This is a genomic window from Alicyclobacillus sp. ALC3 (genome assembly GCF_028751195.1).
Lineage (GTDB): Bacteria > Bacillota > Bacilli > Alicyclobacillales > Alicyclobacillaceae > Alicyclobacillus_L.
Genome location: NZ_CP066784.1, coordinates 2167956 through 2188012, shown reverse-complemented (window position 1 = coordinate 2188012; position 20057 = coordinate 2167956). Strand labels below are relative to the sequence as shown.

The following is a 20057-nucleotide window of genomic DNA, read 5'->3' as shown; positions in this document are numbered from 1 at the left end:
AGTTTGCGAAATGGGTGACTTGTGCGGCGGACATGCCGACAGGTCACCCATTTGGTTCATAACAGGTCGGGAGGTATCGGGATCAGTCGTGCAGGTGAAGGTCCAGACAGTCCGTGCAGACGACCTGAGCCACCCTCTGTTCGCTGAGTTCGATGCGGTCTTGATCGGAGATTTCAGGAGCATCCAAGTCGATCTCCCATGAATCGCCGCAGTATGGACACTCCGCCTTCTGCAAGGAACTCATATCAATCACTCCCCGGGTGTAGTCGCGGACCCTCTGTACCTGACTGACTGATTCTACTTCAGGTCGGAGCAGGCATCGCGCAAGATTTGACCAACTGTAGGGTGTGTGAGCGAGTGTCAGATTATACCGCCTTGGTGTTCAGACAGCGGTGCGGGAGCTTTGCAGTTGTCCTGCGAGGCGGGAAAGGCGGCTGCCAACGACCGGAAGGCGTTTCAGCTCGGCCGCGGAGACAGCGCGCATGACAATCGCGGCGACCACATATACAACAGTGCCGACGAGCAGTGCAAGTACAATCTGGGTCAGTGCCACGAAGCGGTCTGCGCCGCCGTAGAGCGCATGTGCAGCGTGATACGCCACAAAGCTCACACCGCCAAGAGTCAAACACAGCGGTATAGCAGCTGCGATCATCGGGCCAGAGAGTCGCCACACAGAGAATTTCAAATGTCCATACTTGCGCACCGCGAGAATGTTCAGCATGGAAGAGAACAAGTAACCGACGGTCGTCGCAACGGCAGCGCCCATGATGTGGTAGTGGGGGATGAGGGTGAGGTTTAAAATCAGTTTTATCGTGACCCCAATGAACATGTTGCGTACGGGTCGCATCAGGCTCCCAAGCCCCTGCAGCATGTACGTCGAAATGAGTTCAAGGCTGCTCAGAATGCCCATAAAGGACACCCCGGAGATGATTAGCGCGCCTTCTGTGCCGCCAAACAGCAGAATATCAACAGGTCGCCCGAGCATCAGTAGGCTCGCTGCAATCGGGAAGCTCATAAAGAACATGGACCGGATGGTGCCGACGACATTGCGCTCAATTGTCTGTTGGTCGTTCACAGCTTTCGCATGCGAAATTGACGGTAGAACGGATGCCCCTACGGCCATACCGAAGGCGAGTGGCAACTGGACCAGTTGAAAAGCCTGGCGCGACAAGATGCCGTACTGCGCCGTCGCCGTACGCAGGTTCTCACCCGAGACCATGAGCAGGTTTTGTACGGTGACGGAGTCAACTAAGTTCGAGATGGGAACCACGAGCGCCGCCAAACTGATGGGCAGACCGACGTGGAAGAGGGACCTAAGCACCTGTGCGTTGGTGAGGCCTGAATGCCTCGCTGCCTTACTGGCGCGTCGCTCTCGGCGGAATTCACGGCGCAGGCGTGTCACCGCCAGTTGCAACAGAGCCATCCCTGCGAGCGCGCCGATAAAGGCGCCGAAGGTAGCGGCAGCAGCGCCGTCGGAGATGTTGTTGTGGGTCACTCGCATGACGATGGCGGCGCCGACCACCATGGCTAAGACGCGAAAGAACTGTTCCACAGCTTGCGAGTACCCGGACGGTTCCAGCCGCTGAAACCCTTGCAGGTAACCGCGCAGTCCGCTCATTGCCGGGACAATGAGTACGCTTGGCGCAAGGGCGCGGATTGTTAACACTAGGTAACGGGACGCGCCGCTAGGGTCGCGCAGTGCGACTAAATGACTGTACAAGGGCGCACCAAACCACATCGCAACTGCCAGGATGAAAGCAAACAGCCACAGCGCCCGCATCGTGACCCGATAGATTTGTTCGACTTCCGCGTAGCGGTGCAACGCCAAGCGCTCCGATACCACTTTTCCCATGGCGGTCGGAAATCCAGATGTCGCGAGGGTCAAAAGAATTGCGTAGAGCGCGTACGCATTCGAGTAGATACCTAATCCTTCTCTGTGAATCAGGGAGGTCAGTGGGACGATATAGAGGATACCCAAGACCTTAGCCACTGCGACGCTGACAACCATCACCGACGCGCCGCGCGTCAGGCTTCTGCGCTGCACCAAGTTCCCCCCCTGTCCCATGGAGCAAGAGAATTATAGCATAGTCGTCACTTCTCATCCCGGGCACGCATTCTTGCACACCCAGGCACGTGTCGCAACAACGCTACATACCGTGGTAGTGCCCGCGACTGCGTGAGGTGTATAACCGTTGGTGGACAGTGTCATACTGTTTACTAGAGAAAGTTGCGATGACAGTCAGGCAGGTGGAAGAAATGACAGAACAAATTGGCGCGCGGGCCGAACCGTCCAAAGTGGAGACTTGTATCGTTTGCGGTCACGAGCGAACCGCGGGCATTCACATTGTTGGGCAGTTCCTGTGCACAGAGTGTGAACACGATATTGTCGTTTCGGACGTGACGGATGTAAAGTACCGGTATTACATCGAACGCATGAAACAAATTTGGCTGGCTGCAATTTCTTAGAGTTGCAGCAAGTTGCGAGATTCATGGCGTCATGGGCATCGACCCCCGGGGACTCTCCCGTGTGTGCGATGCCTTTTCTTTTTGTATGTGCTGCGTGTAATCCAGTATGATAGCGGTACAGTGAACGCGGCCACGCGAAACGGGAGGCACAGTCGCCCGCACCGTACACCTTGCGTACAGGTCGTGTAGGGAGAGTGCAGAAGGTGCTAGGCGAGACCCCAATTCTGCGTCAGTTAACCGTCCAGGTACAGCGTTCGCGCTTCCCTTTGCACGTACCCGGCCACCAACAGGGGCGCGTCTTGCCCGGGGTGTTGTCGACCTGGCTGGGTTCTGCACCGCTAATCGACTTAACGGAGTTGCCCGGACTCGACAACTTACACGACGCCAAGGAGTGCATCGCCGAGTCTGCAGCGCTCGCTGCAACGCACTACGGTTCAGACACCTGCCTCTACAGCGTCAACGGTTCGAGCGCAGGGGTGATGGCTGCCATCGCCGGGGTCGTCCGGGAAGGCCAGTCTGTACTCTTTCTCAATCCCTTCCACGTCAGTGCGTGGCGTGGCTTAGTGCAAGCAGGTGCAATCCCAATTCTGCCGACAGGCTGGTTTGGTCCCAGCGCAGAACGGCTGGGCGTGCCGAAGCTCGAAGACGTCGCGCAGGTCCTTCAGGCACACCGTGGCAGTGGGGATATTGGCGCCGTCTACCTCACATCCCCGACTTATCGTGGCGATGCTGCCGACGTTGGCGCCATTGCGAGCCTTGTGCACGAGCAGGGGTTGCCAATCATCGTGGACGAAGCGCACGGTGCGCATTTTGGCCTGCACCGTGCGCTTCCACCGCACAGCGTCGCACAAGGGGCGGACGTCGTCGTGCACAGCGTGCATAAGACATTGCCAGGACTTACACAGGTGGCCTGGGTACACGTCCGAAAATCGCGGGTCACCCCCGAGCGAATTGCCGACGCGCTGTACAACCTGACGACTACGAGTCCATCTTATCTGCTCCTGGCATCGCTTGATGCAGCACAGGCTTGGTTGCGACTTGAGGGCGAGGCAGCAGCACAACATGCGTACGAAGTGCTGCGACCGCTGTGGAATGACGAACTTCCAGGCCGCGTCGGTGCAAATCATTACTGCGGTCGAAACACACGGGATTTTTTGCGCAGATTCGAACGCGGCACTGCCCTTTCCGCCAGTCGGCGGCTCCAGAAGCAACTTGAACAGGCTGGACTGTTTCCGGAGTACGCAGATGCCGAGGGGGTTCTGTCGATTTTTGGGTTTGGCGTCACGCCTGCGGTGGTGAGTTCGTATCAGGACATCTTGGCTCGGTGGCTGGCGGCAGAAGCGCCTGTCGCCGAACTGTTTACACAGAGAGAGCATATGCGGTTGTCGCCTGTTGCTGCGCACGCCGCCATTCGCTTCGCTATGCCGCCTCGCGCAGTGTGGCTAGCAGAGCGGGAATACACTTCACTCACCGCTTGTAAGGGGCGTATCGCTGCCCTGCCGATCACGCCGTACCCTCCAGGAGTCCCCGTAATCTGGCCTGGACAGGTGCTTGACGAAGAGACAGTGGACTTGCTTCAGACGCTGCGCGCCGAAGGCACAGAGGTCCACGGACTGAAGGCTGATGGGACACTGGCAGTTGTCGCTGAAGGTGCGCCTGCAGAGAGAGGATGACGAAGAGCTTTGTTTATCACATTTGAGGGCATTGATGGGGCAGGCAAGAGTACACAGGTCACAAGGTTACAAACGCGTCTCGAAGCCGTGGGTCAACACGTGCTGTGGACGCGGGAGCCTGGCGGCACGCCGATTGGGGACGTCATTCGAGAGTTGCTTTTGTCTGCGCAGTCGGACTCGATGGTTGCGAAATCTGAGGCCTTGCTGTACGCGGCGTCTCGTGCACAGCTAGTCGGTGAGGTGATTCGACCTGCCCTCGAGCAAGGTAAAATTGTCGTTTGCGACCGCTTTGTCGATGCGAGTATCGCCTATCAGGGAGCGGGTCTAGGCATCGGGATCGAACTCGTGCGCGAAGTGAACCGCTTTGCCACGGGCGGTCTGACACCAGACCTGACGTTTCTGTTTGACTTGCCTGTGGAAGAAAGCAAAGTGCGCGTCAGAAAGACGCGCGGTGCCGCGGCTGTGGACAGAATCGAACAGCGTGACGATGAATACTTTAGCACTGTGCGGCAGGCGTTCTTGGACATTGCCGCTCTGCAACCAGAACGGGTGAAAGTGCTCAACGCGCTGTCTTCGCCTGACGAGCTAGAGCAGGAGATTTGGCAGAGTGTCTCGAATTTGTTGTCAGTAAAGGGGTGGTGAGGATGAAGCTGATCTTGGCAGTTGTGCAGGACAAGGACAGCGCACGGCTGGCGCAAAACTTGGTCAAACAAGGAATCCGGGCGACGAAGTTAGCAAGCACCGGCGGATTCCTGCACGCAGGGAACTCGACGTTTATGATCGGTACGCAGGACGAACAGGTGGACGAGGTCCTCAAGGTAATCCAGGCCAGTTGTCGGTCGCGAGAGCAGGTCGTGACACCGATGTCACCCATGGGCAATCAACTTGAGTCGTACGTGCCTTACCCGGTGACCGTGCAAGTCGGAGGAGCTACCGTGTTCGTTGTTGATGTTGCACAATTCGAGCAGTTCTAACGACAGTCGAATCAACAACGAGGACAAGTTACAGACGTGAGGGTGAGTGGGTGTGGACCGAACGTTGAGGCCGTTCCCGGAGTGGCCTGTCAAGAGCGAGTCGTTGCTTGACTTATATCATCGGTTGGAACAGGGCGTCGTTCCGCATGCGCAGCTGTTTGTCGGAGAACGCGAACGTTCGAGAAAACTGACGGAATATTTGGCTAAGTACCTTGTTTGCACCGAATCCCCAGCTCCGTGCGGAGAGTGCGCGGCTTGCAGAGCTGTGACCGATGGCAATCACCCGGATGTGCACGTTCTCGACGGGATCGCTGCTGGCGGCATCAAAACCGCGGCGGTCGAGGCTTTGCAGGCGAGACTGAGTCGACGACCGCACGCCGGGGGCGCTTTAGTCTACATCATTCACGGCATCGACAAGGCTACGCCAGCGGCTGCGAACAGGCTCTTAAAAACACTCGAAGAGCCGGCTCTTCCCATCATTGCACTGCTTACGGCCGTGCATGCGCGCGGTGTGTTACCGACGATTTTGTCGCGAACCTTTACGTATACAACCGATGCAGGCGACCTTTGGGAAGACCCCGATCCGCCAACTCTGCTTGTGTCTGACGCCGAGGGTTCCACGCAGCTGGAGGAGCCTGGCGATGTGTTTGCGGCTTTTGTCTCGCCGATGATACAATGGTCAAGGAGTTGTCTGTCTCGCTCTGCATCGCCCCTTGAGCTTGCAGATTTATTCATGAAGTCTGCTGGTCGTTTAAGCCCTGCAGATGCACTCCAGTTGTTATCCCTGTGGCTGCGCGACGTCATGCACATGGCGCTTGGCCAATCGGCATACATTCGCTTCTCCGATTTTTCGCAAGAACTGTCGGAACAGGCGAAACTTGCGACACCTGCTCAGATTGCAGCTGTCGTGGAACGAATTTTGGACGCAAAGGTGCGGCTGCAATCTCATATCGCGCCGCTCTTGAACTTGGAGCAGATGTGTATCCGGGTGCAAAGGGGGTTAGCGAATGTATAACGTAGTGGGTGTTCGGTTCAAACCTGCTGGTAAGGTCTATTATTTTGATCCCGGCGATGAAAAACTGAATCGCAACGACCACGTCATCGTGGAGACAACCCGAGGGGTTGAATACGGTGAGGTTGTGATTGGGGAGCGCGTTGTCGGCGATGACGACGTGGTCTTGCCGCTTAAGCGCGTTATGCGCGTAGCCACAGCGAAGGACGCCGCGACAGTAGACGACAATCATCGTCGGGCGCAAGATTCAATGCGGGTCTTTCGCGAGAAAGTCAGCGCGCACAAGCTGGAGATGAAGCTAGTCGACGCAGAGTACACGTTTGACCGCAATAAACTGATTTTCTATTTTACTGCGGAGGGTCGCGTGGACTTCCGTGAACTCGTGAAGGACCTTGCGTCCGTCTTTCGTGTTCGAATTGAGCTCCGACAAATTGGCGTGCGCGACGAGGCGAAAGTGCTTGGCGGCATTGGGCCGTGTGGGCGGCTGCTGTGTTGTAGCACGTGGATGGGCGAGTTTGATCCGGTCTCCATCCGGATGGCAAAAGACCAGAGTCTGTCGCTCAATCCGACGAAAATTTCTGGCCTCTGCGGTCGCTTGATGTGCTGTCTGAAGTTTGAAAATGACACCTACCAAGAACAGGGCGTCGTGTTGTAATGGATAGACAGTCGCTGTTCGTCGAAGTCGCCAATCTCGAGGAGCGTGTTGGAGAACTCTACACAGAGATCGGCGCCTTGCGAGAGAAGATCTTGGCGTTGATCGAAGAAAATCAGCGGCTCGAACAAGAAGTGCAGTTAGCTCGACAGGGGACCCGTCCGGATGGAGATGGGGCACGTCCGGGCAAAGAGAATTTGCTTCGTATCTACCAAGAGGGTTTTCACATTTGCAACGTTAAGTACGGAAGTTTGCGGACAGAGGGCGAGTGTCTGTTCTGTATGGCTTTTCTTCAGAAGTGAGAAAAAGTACGCTTTGTATACAAAGTACGCTTTGTATCGACAAGCGGCCGGCCAAACAGTGGCCGGCCGCTCTAGTGAGGGTTATCTATGACGGAGATGGTGGCGAGTTTCGCGACAGAGGGTCCGCGACTGTACGTTTGCAGCACGCCGATCGGCAACTTGCAGGATGTGTCGTTGCGGCTGCTTGACGTGTTGCGGACTGCGGATGTGGTGGCGGCTGAAGACACGCGCCAGACGCGCAAGCTGCTCACGCACTTTGACATCCACCCGCAGCAGCTGGTCAGCTATCACGAGCACAACCTGCGCGATCGGGCACCCGACCTGATGCGTTGGTGGAGTGAAGGCAAAACGATCGCGCTTGTCACGGACGCTGGTACTCCAGGGATCTCAGACCCTGGAGATGACGCAGTCGGCCTGGCGATTAAGCAGGGAGTCCCGGTAGTGCCTGTGCCTGGGCCAAGTGCTGTTTTGGCAGCCATCGTCGCAAGCGGTCTACCATCGCTGCCATTTACATTTGTCGGCTTTCTGCCGCGCGTCAACCGCGAACTTCGGAAGGTGCTCGACGACCTCGATCGCGCGCTGGGATCGGTCGTGTTGTATGAATCGCCACACCGCCTGGTCGGCACTCTGGAGAAACTAGCGGAACGGTGGCCGGAGCGACAGGCGGTACTGGCAAAGGAATTGACGAAACGACATGAAGGGTTTGCTCGAGGTACATTGATCGAACTCGCCCGGTACGTGACAGAGGTTCATCCACGTGGTGAATACGTGATTGTGCTCGCGGCAGTTGTGTCGCAAAGAGGCGATGAGGGTGTTGTAGAAGCAACATCGCTTGCGCAGGCCGTCGCGGCAGTGCGAAGGGCCATGGCAGAGGGAATGAGTCATTCCGAAGCGGTGCAGGAGGCAGCTCTGTCACACGGCGTCCGCAGGAGAGACTTGTATCGCCTGACGCTGCCTTGACGCCAGGTTAAGCCTAAGATTGGGCACAAAAAAGGAGGTGTTCCAGTATCTGGAACACCTCCTTTTTTGTGCTTTTCACTCAGGAGCTCATCTCAGCAATGCAGGACGGGCAGATGTTCTTGCCTTTAAAGTGAATGATCTCGTCGGCCTGCCCACAGAAAATACAGGCGGGTTCGTATTTCTTTAGAATAATGCGGTCGCCGTCGACGTAAATCTCGAGTGCGTCCTTTTCACCAATGCCGAGGGTCCGGCGCAATTCGATCGGAATGACTACGCGACCGAGTTCGTCTACCTTGCGGACAATACCTGTTGACTTCACTCTGGGCACCTCCGGGTTTTCCGTTAATTTCCATAGCTGGATTTGCAGTTTTGGTTTTGCTTCGAAAGCGATTTGCATGCTGGATGTCTAGGGACTGACTATCAGCACATGCAAAAAATTGAATTGACTCAACTATACCGCGTTCTACTAATTTTGCAACCCCCACTCTCTCAGATCTGCCACTCGAAAATGTATAGCGTCGCACTGCACTTTCGCCTGTATACACAGCTGTGGGTCCGGTTTCGTTGACTGTAAACGCGGCCTCTGCTATCATGATCCAAGCATTACCGGACGGTTGTCCTAAAGGTTCATATGTGGCCGATGCAGGAATGGTACTTGGCCGTGTCTCGACAGCGAGCCAGGGAGGGTGGGAGCCTGGTGAGAGAAGCCAAGGAGTATGGTTCCGAAGGGTCTTTGCGTTGAGCCTTCTTGAGGAAGAGGTAGGCGCGAACGGTGTCCCCGTTATCGACGACCCGCCGGATTCCGGGTAGAAGCTTTGGTCCCGATGTCCGGCGTCTGAGACGCACATCTGTGCGCTTGCCCACGCGGGCAGGCGGCTTATGACTGCGTAAAGTTGGGTGGTACCGCGAGTTCGCTCGCCCCAATGCTGGGGCGGGTTTTTTGCATCCAAGCGGTGATTGAGGAGGAATTCAGATGGCGAAGTCGACGTTCTATGTGACGACACCGATTTACTACCCGAATGACAAGCTCCACATCGGGCATTCCTACGTAACCGTTGCGGCAGATGCGATTGCGCGTTATAAGCGGTTGCGCGGGTACGACGTGATGTTCCTGACGGGAACGGATGAACACGGACAGAAAATTCAAAACCGCGCCATCGAGGCGGGGAAAGACGTGATGGCGTTTCTCGACGAGATTATCGCCTGGTCACAAGACCTCTGGGCACGCCTAGACGTCACGTATGACGATTTCATCCGCACCACGCAGGAGCGCCACAAGAAAGTCGTGGAAGCGATCTTTGAGCGACTGATTGAGCAAGACGACGTCTACCTCGGGGATTACGAAGGTTGGTACTGTACGCCCTGCGAGTCGTTTTGGTCACAGCGCGAACTTGTCGACGGCAACTGTCCAGACTGTGGCCGCCCCGTGAAGTATGTTAAGGAAGAGAGTTACTTCTTTCGGATGAGCAAGTACGTCGACCGCCTGCTCGCCTACTACGACGAGCACCCAGAGTTTATTCAGCCGGAATCGCGCAAGCACGAGATGATCAACAACTTCATCAAACCAGGTCTGCAAGACTTGTGTGTCTCGCGCACATCGTTTGACTGGGGCATCCATGTCCGCCGCGACCCGAAGCACGTTGTCTACGTCTGGCTCGACGCGCTCACCAATTACATCACGGCGATTGGCTACGGTTCGGATGACCCGGCGCTGCAGGAGAAGTTTGAGAAGTTCTGGCCGGCCGACTTACAACTCGTCGGCAAGGACATTGTGCGCTTCCACGTGATCTACTGGCCGATTATCTTGATGGCGCTTGGTTTGCCTCTGCCGAAACGGGTCTATGGGCACGGCTTTTTCTTGATGAAAGACGGGAAGATGAGCAAGTCCAAAGGCAACGTAATCGACCCGAAACTGCTCATTGACCGGTATGGCAGCGACGCAATCCGCTATTTTCTGCTTCGGGAGATCCCGTTCGGTCAAGACGGGGTGTTCACGCCGGAAGCGATGGTACAGCGGCTCAACTTTGACCTTGCGAACGATTTTGGCAACCTGATTCACCGCACAGCTGCGATGCTGAACCGCTTTTGTGCGGGTACGGTCACTCGGCCCACTGGTGCGGCGCTGACGAATGCTGAAGCAGCGCTTGCGCAACTCGCCAAAGAGACGGTGCAGGAGACGGAGCGGCAGCTGGAAGTGTTGCAGTTCTCGTTGGCGCTGACGGCAATCTGGCGGCTGGTTGCCCAAGCCAACAAGTACATCGACGACACGGCGCCGTGGGGGCTGAACAAATCCGGAAACACAGAGCGCTTGAACGCAGTCATGTACACGCTCGTCGACACGATTCGAGTGATTTCCGTTCTCGTGCAGCCGTTTATGCCCAAAGCTGCGAACCGCGTCTTTGAGCAGTACGGCTTTACGGTCGAAGAGACGGATTGGAACACGCTGACGGAGCCTGGGAAACTCAGCGCAAAGAAACACGTCGCGGAGGGCACGCCGCTGTTCCCGCGGCTCGACGTCAACGACGAGGTCACTGAACTGGCACAACTGACACAGCTTGAGGATGGTGGACTCAAGACAGCACTACCGTCAGCCGACCCTGCAAAACCCGAGGCTGCAGCGACAGCGGCGGGAGGCCCCGTCGAGGCAGTGAAGGAGCAGGCGGCGAGAGAGGGCAAGGAGGTCATCGGGATCGACACGTTCGATCAGGTTGAACTTCGCGTCGGCCAAGTCCTTACCGCAGAACGTGTAGAGAAAGCCGACAAACTGCTCCGTCTCGAAATCGACCTTGGCAGTGAGGTGCGACAGATTGTCTCAGGCATCGCAAAGTACTTTGACCCACCGAGCGTGCTCGTCGGCCGCAAAGTCGTTGTTGTAGCCAATTTGAAACCGGTGAAACTGCGCGGTGTTGATTCGAACGGGATGATTCTCGCAGCCTCGGAAGGCGATGAGCTGACCCTTGTGACGGTGCCGGAGTCGATGCCGAACGGGGCGGTGGTCAAGTAAAATGCTGTTTGATTCGCACTGCCACCTCAATGACGACCAGTTTGCCGACGACTTGGCAGACGTGCTCACGCGCGCCAGAGCAGTGGGCATCAAGCGCATCGTCGTGCCGGGGGTCGACGTGGCGTCTTCACAGCGGGCGATTTGGCTGGCTGAGCAGGAGCCGGAGGTGTTTGCAGCCGTCGGCATCCACCCGGAAGCAGCTAAAGACGTGCCCGATGAAGACTTTGCCCAAATTGAGTCACTCACGTCTCACCCGAAAGTCGTCGCGGTCGGTGAAATTGGGCTCGATTATTACTGGGACGCTGCGCCAAGACCCGAGCAACAGGATGTACTGCGGCGGCAACTCGAGCTGGCAGAGCGCTGTCGACTTCCGGTCATTTTGCACAACCGCGAGTCAACGGCAGACCTCGTCGCGATGATTGAGTCATTTCGGGGCAGAGTTACGGGCGTCATGCACTGTTTCAACGAATCTGAGGCTGTCGCCAAGCGCTGTCTGGACCTTGGCTACTACATCTCGTTCGGCGGTCCCGTGACGTTCAAGAAAGCGGACGACGTGCGTGCGGTGGCGCAGGTCATCCCGGCTGACCGTCTGCTCGCAGAAACCGACTCGCCGTACCTGTCACCCACTCCGCTGCGCGGCAAACGCAACGAACCAGAACGAGTTGCGCTCGTCGTGGCGGAACTCGCTCGTGTGCGTGGACAAGATACAGAAGAAGTGGCTAGGCAGACGGCAGAGAACGCCCTGCGGCTGTTCGCCAAGGTGACGGCATTATGAACTTGGATGCGCGCCCTATCATCAGCGAGGTGGTCGTCGTTGAAGGTCTGCACGACCGACAGGCGGTAGAACGAGCTGTTCAGGCAGACGTCTGGGTGCTCGGCGGCGACCGCGTCGCACACCGTACCCTTGCAGAGTTGCGCAGAGCGGCCACTTCACGCGGCGTGATTGTCTTGACTGATCCAGACGGCCCTGGCGAACGAATCAGAAGGCGCGTGGCGGACGCCATCCCCGGCGTCCGCCACGCGTTTTTGTCCCGTCGCTTGGCTCGCAGTTCACACGGCGTCGGTGTTGAACACGCACCGGACGAGGCGATTGTAGAAGCACTGCTACAAGCACGCCAAACCGTGGCGGCAGAACCGGCAACAGCCGCCGAGTTTTCTCTTGCGGACCTTGAAGCTGCAGGTCTTGTCGGGACACCTGATGCGGCACAGCGCAGGCAAGTGGTCGGAGAACAACTGGGCATCGGCTATGGCAATGCAAAGGCCTTTGTGCGCAAATTAAACGTGCTGGGTGTCACGCGTGAAGAGTGGAAGGAGGCGCTGGTCAGAACATGAATGATGTATTGAAACTGACGAGTGCGCGGGCGCTGCGTGACTTGATGGCTCGGCATGGGTTTCAGTTGAAGAAACAGTACGGCCAAAATTTTCTCGTCGACGAGCGCGTGCTTGACGCCATCGCAGCCGCTAGCGGTTTAACTCACAGTGACGGGGCGCTGGAAATTGGTCCGGGTGCCGGGGTGGTCACGCGGAGGTTGGCAGAGCGCGCCAAATCTGTCGTCGCGATTGAGAAGGACAGGTCGCTCGCGCCGGTGCTGGCAGAGTCGTTGAAGGGCTGCAATAACGTAGAGATTGTGTACGACGACGTCTTGGAAGTAGACCTTGCACGTATCTGGAAGCACTTTGCCGAAGCAGGCTGTGAGCACGTGGCGGTTGTGGCCAACCTGCCGTACTACATCACAACGCCCATCTTGTTTCACCTGTTCGACGCGGGAGTCGACTGGGCGCGCATGGTGGTGATGGTGCAGCGCGAAGTTGCGCAGCGGATGGCAGCCCCTCCTGGCGGCAAGACCTACGGTGCGTTGTCTGTCGCAGTTCAGTACCGTGCAGATGTGCAAACCGTTGCTCGTGTCAGTCCCGGCTCCTTTTTACCGCCTCCTGACGTGGAGTCTGCCGTGTTGTGTCTTGAGCGGCGGTTGACGACGCCTGTCGCAGTCACTGATGAGGCTGCCTTTTTTCGCGTTGTTCGAGCGGCATTTGCCACGCGGCGCAAAACGCTCGCAAACGCTCTCAGTACTGGACTGGGTATCCCCAAGGAGTCTGCACTTACTCTACTGGCGAGAACTGGCGTTGATGGGGGCAGGCGCGGCGAGACCCTGACGCTCGCTGAGTTTGCCAACATTGCGAACACTTTGGTACAGCCGTCCTGAGTCTTTGCTCCGCCGCGTGATATACTGAAAACAGGCGTGCCAATAGCCCGAGGGAGGGCAATCGTATGATGATGTTTCGCAGTCCGACGCGCGGCGTACTCAGTTTGGCGGAGGTCGCAGAGGACATGATGCAGGAAGTGAGCCTGCATCCGCATGATCATTATCGTCTGATGATTGGGACAGATTCTCAACCCAAAGCACACAGTGCCACTTTCGTCTCTGCGATTATCCTGCACCGCATTGGCAAAGGGGCGCGGTACTACATCCACCGGGAAGAACAAGGCCATCGCTTCTCGCTTCGGCAGCGCATGTTCACCGAGGCCGCGTACTCCCTCCAGGTCTGTGGGCAGCTGTCCGAAGAACTGCAGCAGCGTGGGGCAGAGTGGGCGCTCGAAGTCCACCTCGACATCGGCGAGCGTGGGGCGACCAAAGCACTGATCCGGGAAATCGTCAGCTGGATCACGGCGAGTGGATACGAGGCGAGGGTCAAACCAAACGCCTACTGCGCATCCAAAGTCGCAGACCGCTATACCAAGTCTTGAGCAAGCGTGACCTCCTGCAGACTTGCGGCCTCACCAATTGTCAGTGCATTTGCCCAGCGGTCGAGCAGGTCGTAGCGACGACTTGAGTGCCCGCCGTCCAGCAACTGGCCCTGCCACGCGCGAATCTGGCGCTTTCCGTCGAGCAGGCCGATACCTTCGATTGCATCTCCGAGCAACAAGTCACGCATAGCGTGGTCGTGACTCCATCCACGCTGGCGATTTCCCACTACGCGTGGTTCCCAATCAACGTAGACACCCACATCTCTGGCAAGTAAGTGTGTTACACACAAGGCTGCAAACTGCCCAGGATGCGCCAGCCAGCGAGGCGACAGCATCTGAAATGCACTGCGACGAATTAACAGTGGCAAGAGGCTAGGCTGCAACCCGAACAAGTCAGCGCGCACCTGGTGCAAGGCAGCCTGCCACAAGCGCTGATCCAAACGCGTGATTTCGCGTTGTCCGACAAACAAAACTCGCTTCTCCCCTCGGATGCCCACTGCCAGAAAGTCAGCCAGCAGAGGACCAAAGGCGCCTTGCCAATCGGCGTCGACGAACACTAGCCAGTCCGGTTTGGGATTTAACCGCAGTGCCGCAATCGCCCCTACTGCGCGTCCGACATCGGGACCAAGAGGAACAGGCAGGTCGACGATTGTCACAGATCGAAACAGACTGTGAGCACTTTTAACCTCTCTCACTGTGTCATCTGTGCAGCCGTTTGCGACGATTACGCAGTGGCTTACACCAGCCCGGACGAGTTGGTGCAAGACTTGACCCACATAACCTGCCTCGTTGTGTGCCGGAATCACGGCTGTGATAAGAGTCGTCACGTCATCTCCTCTTTCTCCAGCGGACGTCGCACAGGAAGCTGTTCCGGGACATATGCTGAGGGGAATTTACCACCCATGGTCTTCGATCGAATCGAAGGAGGGGAGCTGCCTTGTGGAAAACAGGCGACCTGGTGACACGGACTTCCTACGGGAAAGATGTTTGCTTTGTCATCGTCGAGGTCGACGAATCAAGTGAAACAGCGATCCTGAAAGGTCTCGACGTCCGACTCATGGCGGATGCCCCGTTTTCTGACCTTGAAGGAGTGACGGAGACGGAGCGCGAGCAGTTTCAGGCGCGCCAGAACCGCGTCGAAGACGAATGTTTGCGGCTGATCCGCAACCGCCGCAGTGTTGAATTCGAGAAGCGATCGCTGCGCAAGGAAACGCGTTTTCAATCGGACCCGGATTTTTTCGAACGGCCCGGGCGTGTTCTGCACTTGGACGGAGACGGTACTTATCTTGATAAGTGCCTGACAATGTATCGTGAACTCGGCATCCGGGCAGTTGGGAAACACGTTTCGGAACTCCAGATGCCAGACGCTGTAACTGGATTGCTTCAACAGTATGAACCGGATATTTTGATCATTACCGGACACGACGGCGTGATCCGTAAAAATAAAAGTTGGGCAGACCTTGGCAACTACAGAAACTCGGGCAACTTCGTGAAGGCAGTCGCGAACGCGAGAAGGCATGAGCGGAATATGGATGATTTAGTGATTATTGCTGGTGCTTGTCAGTCGCACTTCGAAGCAATTCTCGACGCAGGCGCGAACTTTGCCAGTTCTCCACAGCGGATTATGATTCATGCGCTAGACCCTGTATTTATCGCTGAGAAGATTGCTTTCACCCCCGTCAACGAGACGATCAATGTCTACGATGTTGTACGTTCCACGTACACAGGAACCGATGGAATCGGTGGCCTTGAGTCCCGCGGCAAGTACCGGTTAGGTTTGCCTAAATCGCTTTACTGACCGAGGCATAAAATTGTTATAGTACCCATTGACAAGGAAAATCATCCGTTGATATAATGATGGGCTCTCAATTGACAGGACTGTCTTTCCGTGGTATGATTGGCCATGGAAAGAGGTGGTGTGTGTTGGCGAAGAATGCGCTCCACGATATCAAGAGAAGTTTGGACACGTTAATTGGGGAACGGGTCCTTCTCCGAGCCAATGGGGGCAGACGCAAGACAGTAGAACGCTTCGGTGTGCTGGAGGAAACGTATCCTTCTGTGTTCGTCGTAAAGCTTGATCCACCTGATGGCTCGTTCAAACGCGTCTCGTACAGCTACGCGGATGTCTTAACGGAGACAGTCGAGTTAGAACTGTGCAAAGACGGCGGGAATGTTCGAGTGGGTTATTCAGAAGTGCAGTAGGCTTCTTTGGTTAAAGGTGTAAAGAAATCGCAGTCGTGGCGAAAGCCACGACTTTTTTATTTGCCTTGGGTTGCATACCATCGTGCTTCTACACCAAAACTACGCTCTGGTTGTCGGACAGTCGGCTACAAAATCGTGCTGCCGGTGGTGCGGCTGAACAGGGTTACCCTGTTTAGAGACCACCAGAAGGAGGCGTTGTGCAATGAGGCGTCGTGGCGGAACCATGTCAGAGGCGTTTAAGAACGAGCTCGCCAAGGAACTCGGCTTTTACGACACCGTCGAGCGCGAGGGTTGGGGCGGAATTACCACGCGCGATGCGGGGAACATGGTGAAACGAGCGATTGAAATTGCAGAGCGTACGATGGCAGAGCGAGGGTCAGGGCGTTAGGCTTTAGCAGTACTGCCCGACAACCGACTAGACAGAACGCCGGGGAGAACAACGCCCCGGCGTTCTGTTATTCACGTATAGGATCAACCCGTGTGGACAGCCTAGGGTTTGTATTTTTTCATGCCGCCCTTGAGGAGGGAGTTCTTTGCAGCAGCAGCCAGGACCGCTGGTGGTCATTGGCGGTGCCGAGGACAAGCTTGGAGAGTGCCGTATCTTACGGGAGTTTCTGCGTCTCGGAGGAGGCTCGCACGCACGCGTGCTGGTGATGACTGTCGCGACAGAACTGCCCATTGATGTCGGAATGGAGTATATCGAGGTGTTTCGAAAGTTAGGAGCCGAAGACGTGCGTACGTTTGATGTGTCGGACCGGACGGCAGCGAACAAGGACAGCGCTGTAGCATTTATTAGGGACGCTACCTGTATTTTCTTCACTGGCGGCGACCAACTGCGCATCACAAAACTGCTAGGTGGCACCCGCGTTGACGCGGCACTGCATGCAGCTCTCGCGCGAGGCGTAACTTTGGGGGGGACGAGTGCCGGGGCTTCCATGATGTCGAGCACGATGATCGTTGAGGGCGAGGCGGAGACAAACCCTCGAATTAGCGTGGTAGACATGGCTCCAGGAATGGAGTTTATCGACGGCGTAGTGATTGACCAACACTTTGCTGAACGAGGCCGGCTGGGACGATTGCTGTCAGCCGTCGCACAATACCCGCACCACCTTGGGCTCGGAATTGACGAGAATACCGCTATTGTGATCCGCGACCGCATATTTCGCGTGGTGGGAGAAGGTGCGGTCAGTGTCGTGGATGCGGGCGGACTGACCTATTCCAACCTTGAACACGTGCACCGCGACGAATCGTTGGCGCTGTGCGGGATCCGCCTGCACATCTTACCCGATGGGTACGGATACAACCTGAACAGCCGCCGACCTGTGACAGACTGGGGCGCTGTTTCGGAAAACGGCGGCGAGGAGTGGAACGAATGAAGATCACACGGACACGTCACATTGCCGGTCCCAACATATACATTTACAAACCCATACTGGTCGCAGAAGTTGAACTTGGTCCACTCACTGAACGAGAGAGTACTGACTTTGAGGGCTTTTCTGATCGGCTGTTGCGCCTGCTCCCGGGGCTGCGCGAGCACCACTGTGCAAAAGGTGCCCCTGGTGGATTTGTCGAGCGGCTCTACGGTGGCACGTACTTTGGACACATCGCTGAACACGTAGCCATCGAATTGGCGTGCTGTCTCGGCCTGGACGTGCACTATGGCAAAACGCTGTATGCGGGTGCGCCTGGTCGCTACGAAATTGTCATGGAGTGCAAGGAGTACGAGTGTCAGAAGTACCTGTTGCAAGACGCTATCGCGCTCGTGAGTGCATGTCTTAGCGGACACTCCTGGTCAGTGCAGGAGACACTTCGTAAGGCAGCGCAGGTGTGGTCAGAATCTGGTCTTGGACCCAGTACGCAGGCCATCGTCGACGCCGCTTTACGTCGAGGGATTCCGGTGCGCAGACTGAACAGCAGCAGTTTAATTCAACTCGGGTATGGCTGCCAGCGCAAACTCGTCGAAGCCACCATTACGGAGCAAACACCGGCAGTTTCCGTAGACATCGCCAGTGACAAAGAAGCGACCAAAGAGTTGCTGGAGAGCGCCGGCATCCCGGTGCCTGAGGGTGGCACAGCGAGAACTGCAGCAGAGGCTATCGAGTGGTTGCACCGGTTGGAGGCGCCCGTAGTTGTCAAACCGTACAACGGTAATCAGGGCCGTGGCGTGAGTCTTTCGCTCACTTCTGAAGATGAGGTTGAGGCGGCGTTCCGGGCTGCGCAGAGATATGCGCCGCGGGTGTTAGTGGAGCGCTATGAAGAGGGGCGTAACGTCCGTGTCTTGCTGATAAACGGTAAATTTGTCGCTGCGAGTGAACGCATCCCAGCTCACGTTCGCGGCGATGGTCAGCACTCGGTTGAGGAACTCGTCGCACTTGCCAACGCGGATTTACGGCGAGGCGAGGACCATGAAAAGCCACTAACCAAAATCCCGCTCGACGAGACCGCCGGATTACACCTGTTGCGCCAAGGGTTGACTCTCTCTTCTGTACCTGCCCCTGGTGAAGTGGTGTACGTGCGCGAGAGCGCGAATTTGTCCACGGGTGGAGAAGCGGTTGACTTAACGGACGACTTGCATCCCAGTTACATCCGCCTTGCAGAGCGCGCCGTCCGTTTGGTCGGACTCGATGTATGTGGGCTGGACATGGTCGTAGCGGCTCCAACTGAACCGTATCGGCGCGGGGCGTGTACCATCATCGAAGTCAACGCTTCCCCTGGAATCCGTATGCACCAGTCCCCCTCCTACGGACAGTCGCGCGACGTTGCGGACGCAATCGTCACGTCGCTTTATCCAACTGGCCGCGGCCGAATTCCGATTGTCTCGGTGACTGGGACGAACGGCAAGACGACGACCACTCGCCTGATTGGTCACGGGGTCAGCCAGACCGGGAAAATCGTCGGCATGACCACGACTGGAGGTGTCTACGTTGGCGATGAGCAGGTGCTGTGGGGAGATACTACGGGACCAGACAGCGCCAACGTCGTTTTGTCTGACCCAGCGGTTGAAGTCGCGGTGCTGGAATGCGCGCGCGGAGGCATTGTCCGCGGCGGGCTGGCCTACGACAAGGCAAATGTTGCGGTGTTGACGAATATTGCCAGCGATCACATCGGTCAGGACGGCGTTGAAAGCGTTGAAGACCTCGTTCACATCAAGTCTCTAGTCGCGGAATGCGTGGAGGACGATGGTATCGTGGTGCTCAATGCAGACAACAAGCACCTCGTTGATTTGGCAACCCGGCTAGCCGCCCGCGTGGTCTACTTCGCCGGATCCGAAGATAACAAAACCCTTCGTCGCCACTTGGCTTGCGGCGGAGTTGGCTACTACGTATCGCGCGGCTGGCTGATCGAGGCGCGGGGGAATCTGACTTGGGAAGTCGTCCCTGTCAACACCATCCCGCTGACACTTGGCGGTTCGGCGCCGTTCCAAGTGGAAAACTGCTTGGCTGGTTTAGCAGCCCTGCGCGCCTACGGGTTGACCCGGCAACAGTGTGCTGAGGCACTGTGCAGCTTTTCTCCGCAGCACAACAACAAAGGGCGCTGCACATTGTTCCGCATGCCAAACGGTGGACGTGTGGTGTTAGATTACGGACACAACCCGGACGGGTTCTATCAGATTGGACGCTGGTTGAAAACGGTGCCGCACCGTCGCCTGATCGGTGTTGTTGGCGTCCCCGGCGACCGTGCTGACTCTGTCGTCCGAGAGAGCGGCGAGCAACTTGCAGGTATCTTTGACGAATTCATCGTCAAGGAGGACAAAGACAAACGCGGCCGCCGCGAAGGAGAAATTGCGGCGCTCATCATGTCGCAGTTGTGGCGCGTCTGTCCGGAGAAGCGGTGCACGGTAGTGTTGTCAGAACCGCAAGCGCTTGAGCGGGCGCTCGACGAGAGCGGGCCGGACGACATTGTTGCGGCGTTTTACGAGGATTACAACGGTGTGGAAGAGGTCGTTTTGCGGCGCGGTGGTCAAACAACTACCGACTTCTCACTGTCCAACGGACAAGTTCGGATGGCGATGGTGTAAATCGAACGCTTGCTTGACGGACAGACCGAATCGAAGCATTCTTAGGTG

Annotated in this window: 22 protein-coding genes; 18 read left to right on the top strand and 4 right to left on the bottom strand. The window is 56.9% G+C overall.

Annotated elements, in window-relative coordinates:
- Positions 1 to 82: 82 nt before the first annotated feature.
- Both JC200_RS10420 and JC200_RS10415 read right to left on the bottom strand, forming a co-directional pair.
- On the bottom strand, positions 83 to 244 hold the full coding sequence (locus tag JC200_RS10420; protein ID WP_274436190.1) for a hypothetical protein: 162 nt from the start codon (positions 242 to 244) through the stop codon (positions 83 to 85).
- A 138-nt stretch (positions 245 to 382) separates the two neighbouring features.
- The gene (locus JC200_RS10415; protein ID WP_274436189.1) at positions 383 to 2044 is read right to left on the bottom strand and encodes a putative polysaccharide biosynthesis protein; all 1662 of its coding nucleotides are present in this window, start codon (positions 2042 to 2044) and stop codon (positions 383 to 385) included.
- 212 nt (positions 2045 to 2256) lie between these two features.
- Here JC200_RS10415 and JC200_RS10410 point away from each other — a divergent pair, with 212 nt between their 5' ends.
- From JC200_RS10410 to rsmI, 8 genes are all read left to right on the top strand, one after another.
- Positions 2257 to 2466 carry a sigma factor G inhibitor Gin gene (locus JC200_RS10410; protein ID WP_274436187.1) on the top strand — a complete coding sequence of 70 codons (210 nt, stop codon included), beginning with the start codon at positions 2257 to 2259 and terminating at the stop codon, positions 2464 to 2466.
- A gap of 194 nt (positions 2467 to 2660) precedes the next feature.
- Positions 2661 to 4139: an aminotransferase class I/II-fold pyridoxal phosphate-dependent enzyme gene (locus JC200_RS10405; protein ID WP_274436186.1), complete on the top strand. Its 1479-nt coding sequence runs from the start codon at positions 2661 to 2663 to the stop codon at positions 4137 to 4139.
- A gap of 9 nt (positions 4140 to 4148) precedes the next feature.
- On the top strand, positions 4149 to 4781 hold the full coding sequence (gene tmk / locus JC200_RS10400; RefSeq protein ID WP_274436185.1) for a dTMP kinase: 633 nt from the start codon (positions 4149 to 4151) through the stop codon (positions 4779 to 4781).
- Positions 4782 to 4783: 2 nt separating this feature from the next.
- Positions 4784 to 5113: a cyclic-di-AMP receptor gene (locus tag JC200_RS10395; protein ID WP_274436184.1), complete on the top strand. Its 330-nt coding sequence runs from the start codon at positions 4784 to 4786 to the stop codon at positions 5111 to 5113.
- 52 nt (positions 5114 to 5165) lie between these two features.
- Positions 5166 to 6128, top strand: coding sequence for a DNA polymerase III subunit (locus JC200_RS10390; protein ID WP_274436183.1), 963 nt, complete (start codon positions 5166 to 5168; stop codon positions 6126 to 6128).
- Positions 6121 to 6780, top strand: a complete 660-nt coding sequence (locus tag JC200_RS10385; protein WP_443111890.1) for a PSP1 domain-containing protein — start codon at positions 6121 to 6123, stop codon at positions 6778 to 6780. The genes JC200_RS10390 and JC200_RS10385 overlap by 8 nt, the downstream gene beginning before the upstream one ends.
- Complete coding sequence (locus tag JC200_RS10380; RefSeq protein ID WP_274436182.1) at positions 6780 to 7079, top strand: initiation-control protein YabA; 300 nt, start codon at positions 6780 to 6782, stop codon at positions 7077 to 7079. Before JC200_RS10385 ends, JC200_RS10380 begins: the two co-directional genes overlap by 1 nt.
- Before the next feature lie 87 nt (positions 7080 to 7166).
- Positions 7167 to 8039 (top strand): 16S rRNA (cytidine(1402)-2'-O)-methyltransferase, encoded by an 873-nt coding sequence (gene rsmI / locus JC200_RS10375; protein ID WP_274436181.1) that lies wholly within the window; start codon positions 7167 to 7169, stop codon positions 8037 to 8039.
- A 79-nt stretch (positions 8040 to 8118) separates the two neighbouring features.
- Here rsmI and JC200_RS10370 read toward each other — a convergent pair whose 3' ends face one another.
- The gene (locus JC200_RS10370) at positions 8119 to 8358 is read right to left on the bottom strand and encodes an AbrB/MazE/SpoVT family DNA-binding domain-containing protein (protein WP_021294663.1); all 240 of its coding nucleotides are present in this window, start codon (positions 8356 to 8358) and stop codon (positions 8119 to 8121) included.
- A 654-nt stretch (positions 8359 to 9012) separates the two neighbouring features.
- Between JC200_RS10370 and metG the strand changes: the two genes are divergently transcribed.
- From metG to JC200_RS10345, 5 genes are all read left to right on the top strand, one after another.
- Complete coding sequence (gene metG, locus JC200_RS10365; RefSeq protein WP_274436180.1) at positions 9013 to 11043, top strand: methionine--tRNA ligase; 2031 nt, start codon at positions 9013 to 9015, stop codon at positions 11041 to 11043.
- A 1-nt stretch (position 11044) separates the two neighbouring features.
- Entirely contained in the window at positions 11045 to 11818 is a 774-nt protein-coding gene (locus tag JC200_RS10360; protein WP_274436179.1) for a TatD family hydrolase, read from the top strand.
- Complete coding sequence (gene rnmV, locus JC200_RS10355; protein ID WP_274436178.1) at positions 11815 to 12375, top strand: ribonuclease M5; 561 nt, start codon at positions 11815 to 11817, stop codon at positions 12373 to 12375. The genes JC200_RS10360 and rnmV overlap by 4 nt, the downstream gene beginning before the upstream one ends.
- On the top strand, positions 12372 to 13247 hold the full coding sequence (gene rsmA / locus JC200_RS10350; RefSeq protein ID WP_274436177.1) for a 16S rRNA (adenine(1518)-N(6)/adenine(1519)-N(6))-dimethyltransferase RsmA: 876 nt from the start codon (positions 12372 to 12374) through the stop codon (positions 13245 to 13247). The genes rnmV and rsmA overlap by 4 nt, the downstream gene beginning before the upstream one ends.
- A 65-nt stretch (positions 13248 to 13312) precedes the next feature.
- Entirely contained in the window at positions 13313 to 13789 is a 477-nt protein-coding gene (locus JC200_RS10345; RefSeq protein WP_274436176.1) for a ribonuclease H-like YkuK family protein, read from the top strand.
- Here JC200_RS10345 and JC200_RS10340 read toward each other — a convergent pair.
- Positions 13774 to 14616, bottom strand: coding sequence for a glycosyltransferase family 2 protein (locus tag JC200_RS10340; protein ID WP_274436175.1), 843 nt, complete (start codon positions 14614 to 14616; stop codon positions 13774 to 13776). The two genes, JC200_RS10345 and JC200_RS10340, sit on opposite strands and share 16 nt — an antisense overlap.
- 110 nt (positions 14617 to 14726) lie before the next feature.
- Here JC200_RS10340 and yabG point away from each other — a divergent pair, with 110 nt between their 5' ends.
- From yabG to cphA, 5 genes are all read left to right on the top strand, one after another.
- The gene (gene yabG, locus JC200_RS10335; protein WP_274436174.1) at positions 14727 to 15587 is read left to right on the top strand and encodes a sporulation peptidase YabG; all 861 of its coding nucleotides are present in this window, start codon (positions 14727 to 14729) and stop codon (positions 15585 to 15587) included.
- Between the two features lie 125 nt (positions 15588 to 15712).
- A complete protein-coding gene (veg, locus tag JC200_RS10330; protein ID WP_274436173.1) occupies positions 15713 to 15991 on the top strand; it encodes a biofilm formation stimulator Veg in 279 nt (92 codons plus the stop codon).
- A 202-nt stretch (positions 15992 to 16193) separates the two neighbouring features.
- Positions 16194 to 16379 (top strand): small, acid-soluble spore protein, alpha/beta type, encoded by a 186-nt coding sequence (locus JC200_RS10325; RefSeq protein WP_274436172.1) that lies wholly within the window; start codon positions 16194 to 16196, stop codon positions 16377 to 16379.
- A gap of 145 nt (positions 16380 to 16524) precedes the next feature.
- Complete coding sequence (locus tag JC200_RS10320; protein ID WP_274436171.1) at positions 16525 to 17367, top strand: cyanophycinase; 843 nt, start codon at positions 16525 to 16527, stop codon at positions 17365 to 17367.
- Positions 17364 to 20009, top strand: coding sequence for a cyanophycin synthetase (cphA, locus tag JC200_RS10315; protein ID WP_274436170.1), 2646 nt, complete (start codon positions 17364 to 17366; stop codon positions 20007 to 20009). Before JC200_RS10320 ends, cphA begins: the two co-directional genes overlap by 4 nt.
- Positions 20010 to 20057 lie beyond the last annotated feature (48 nt).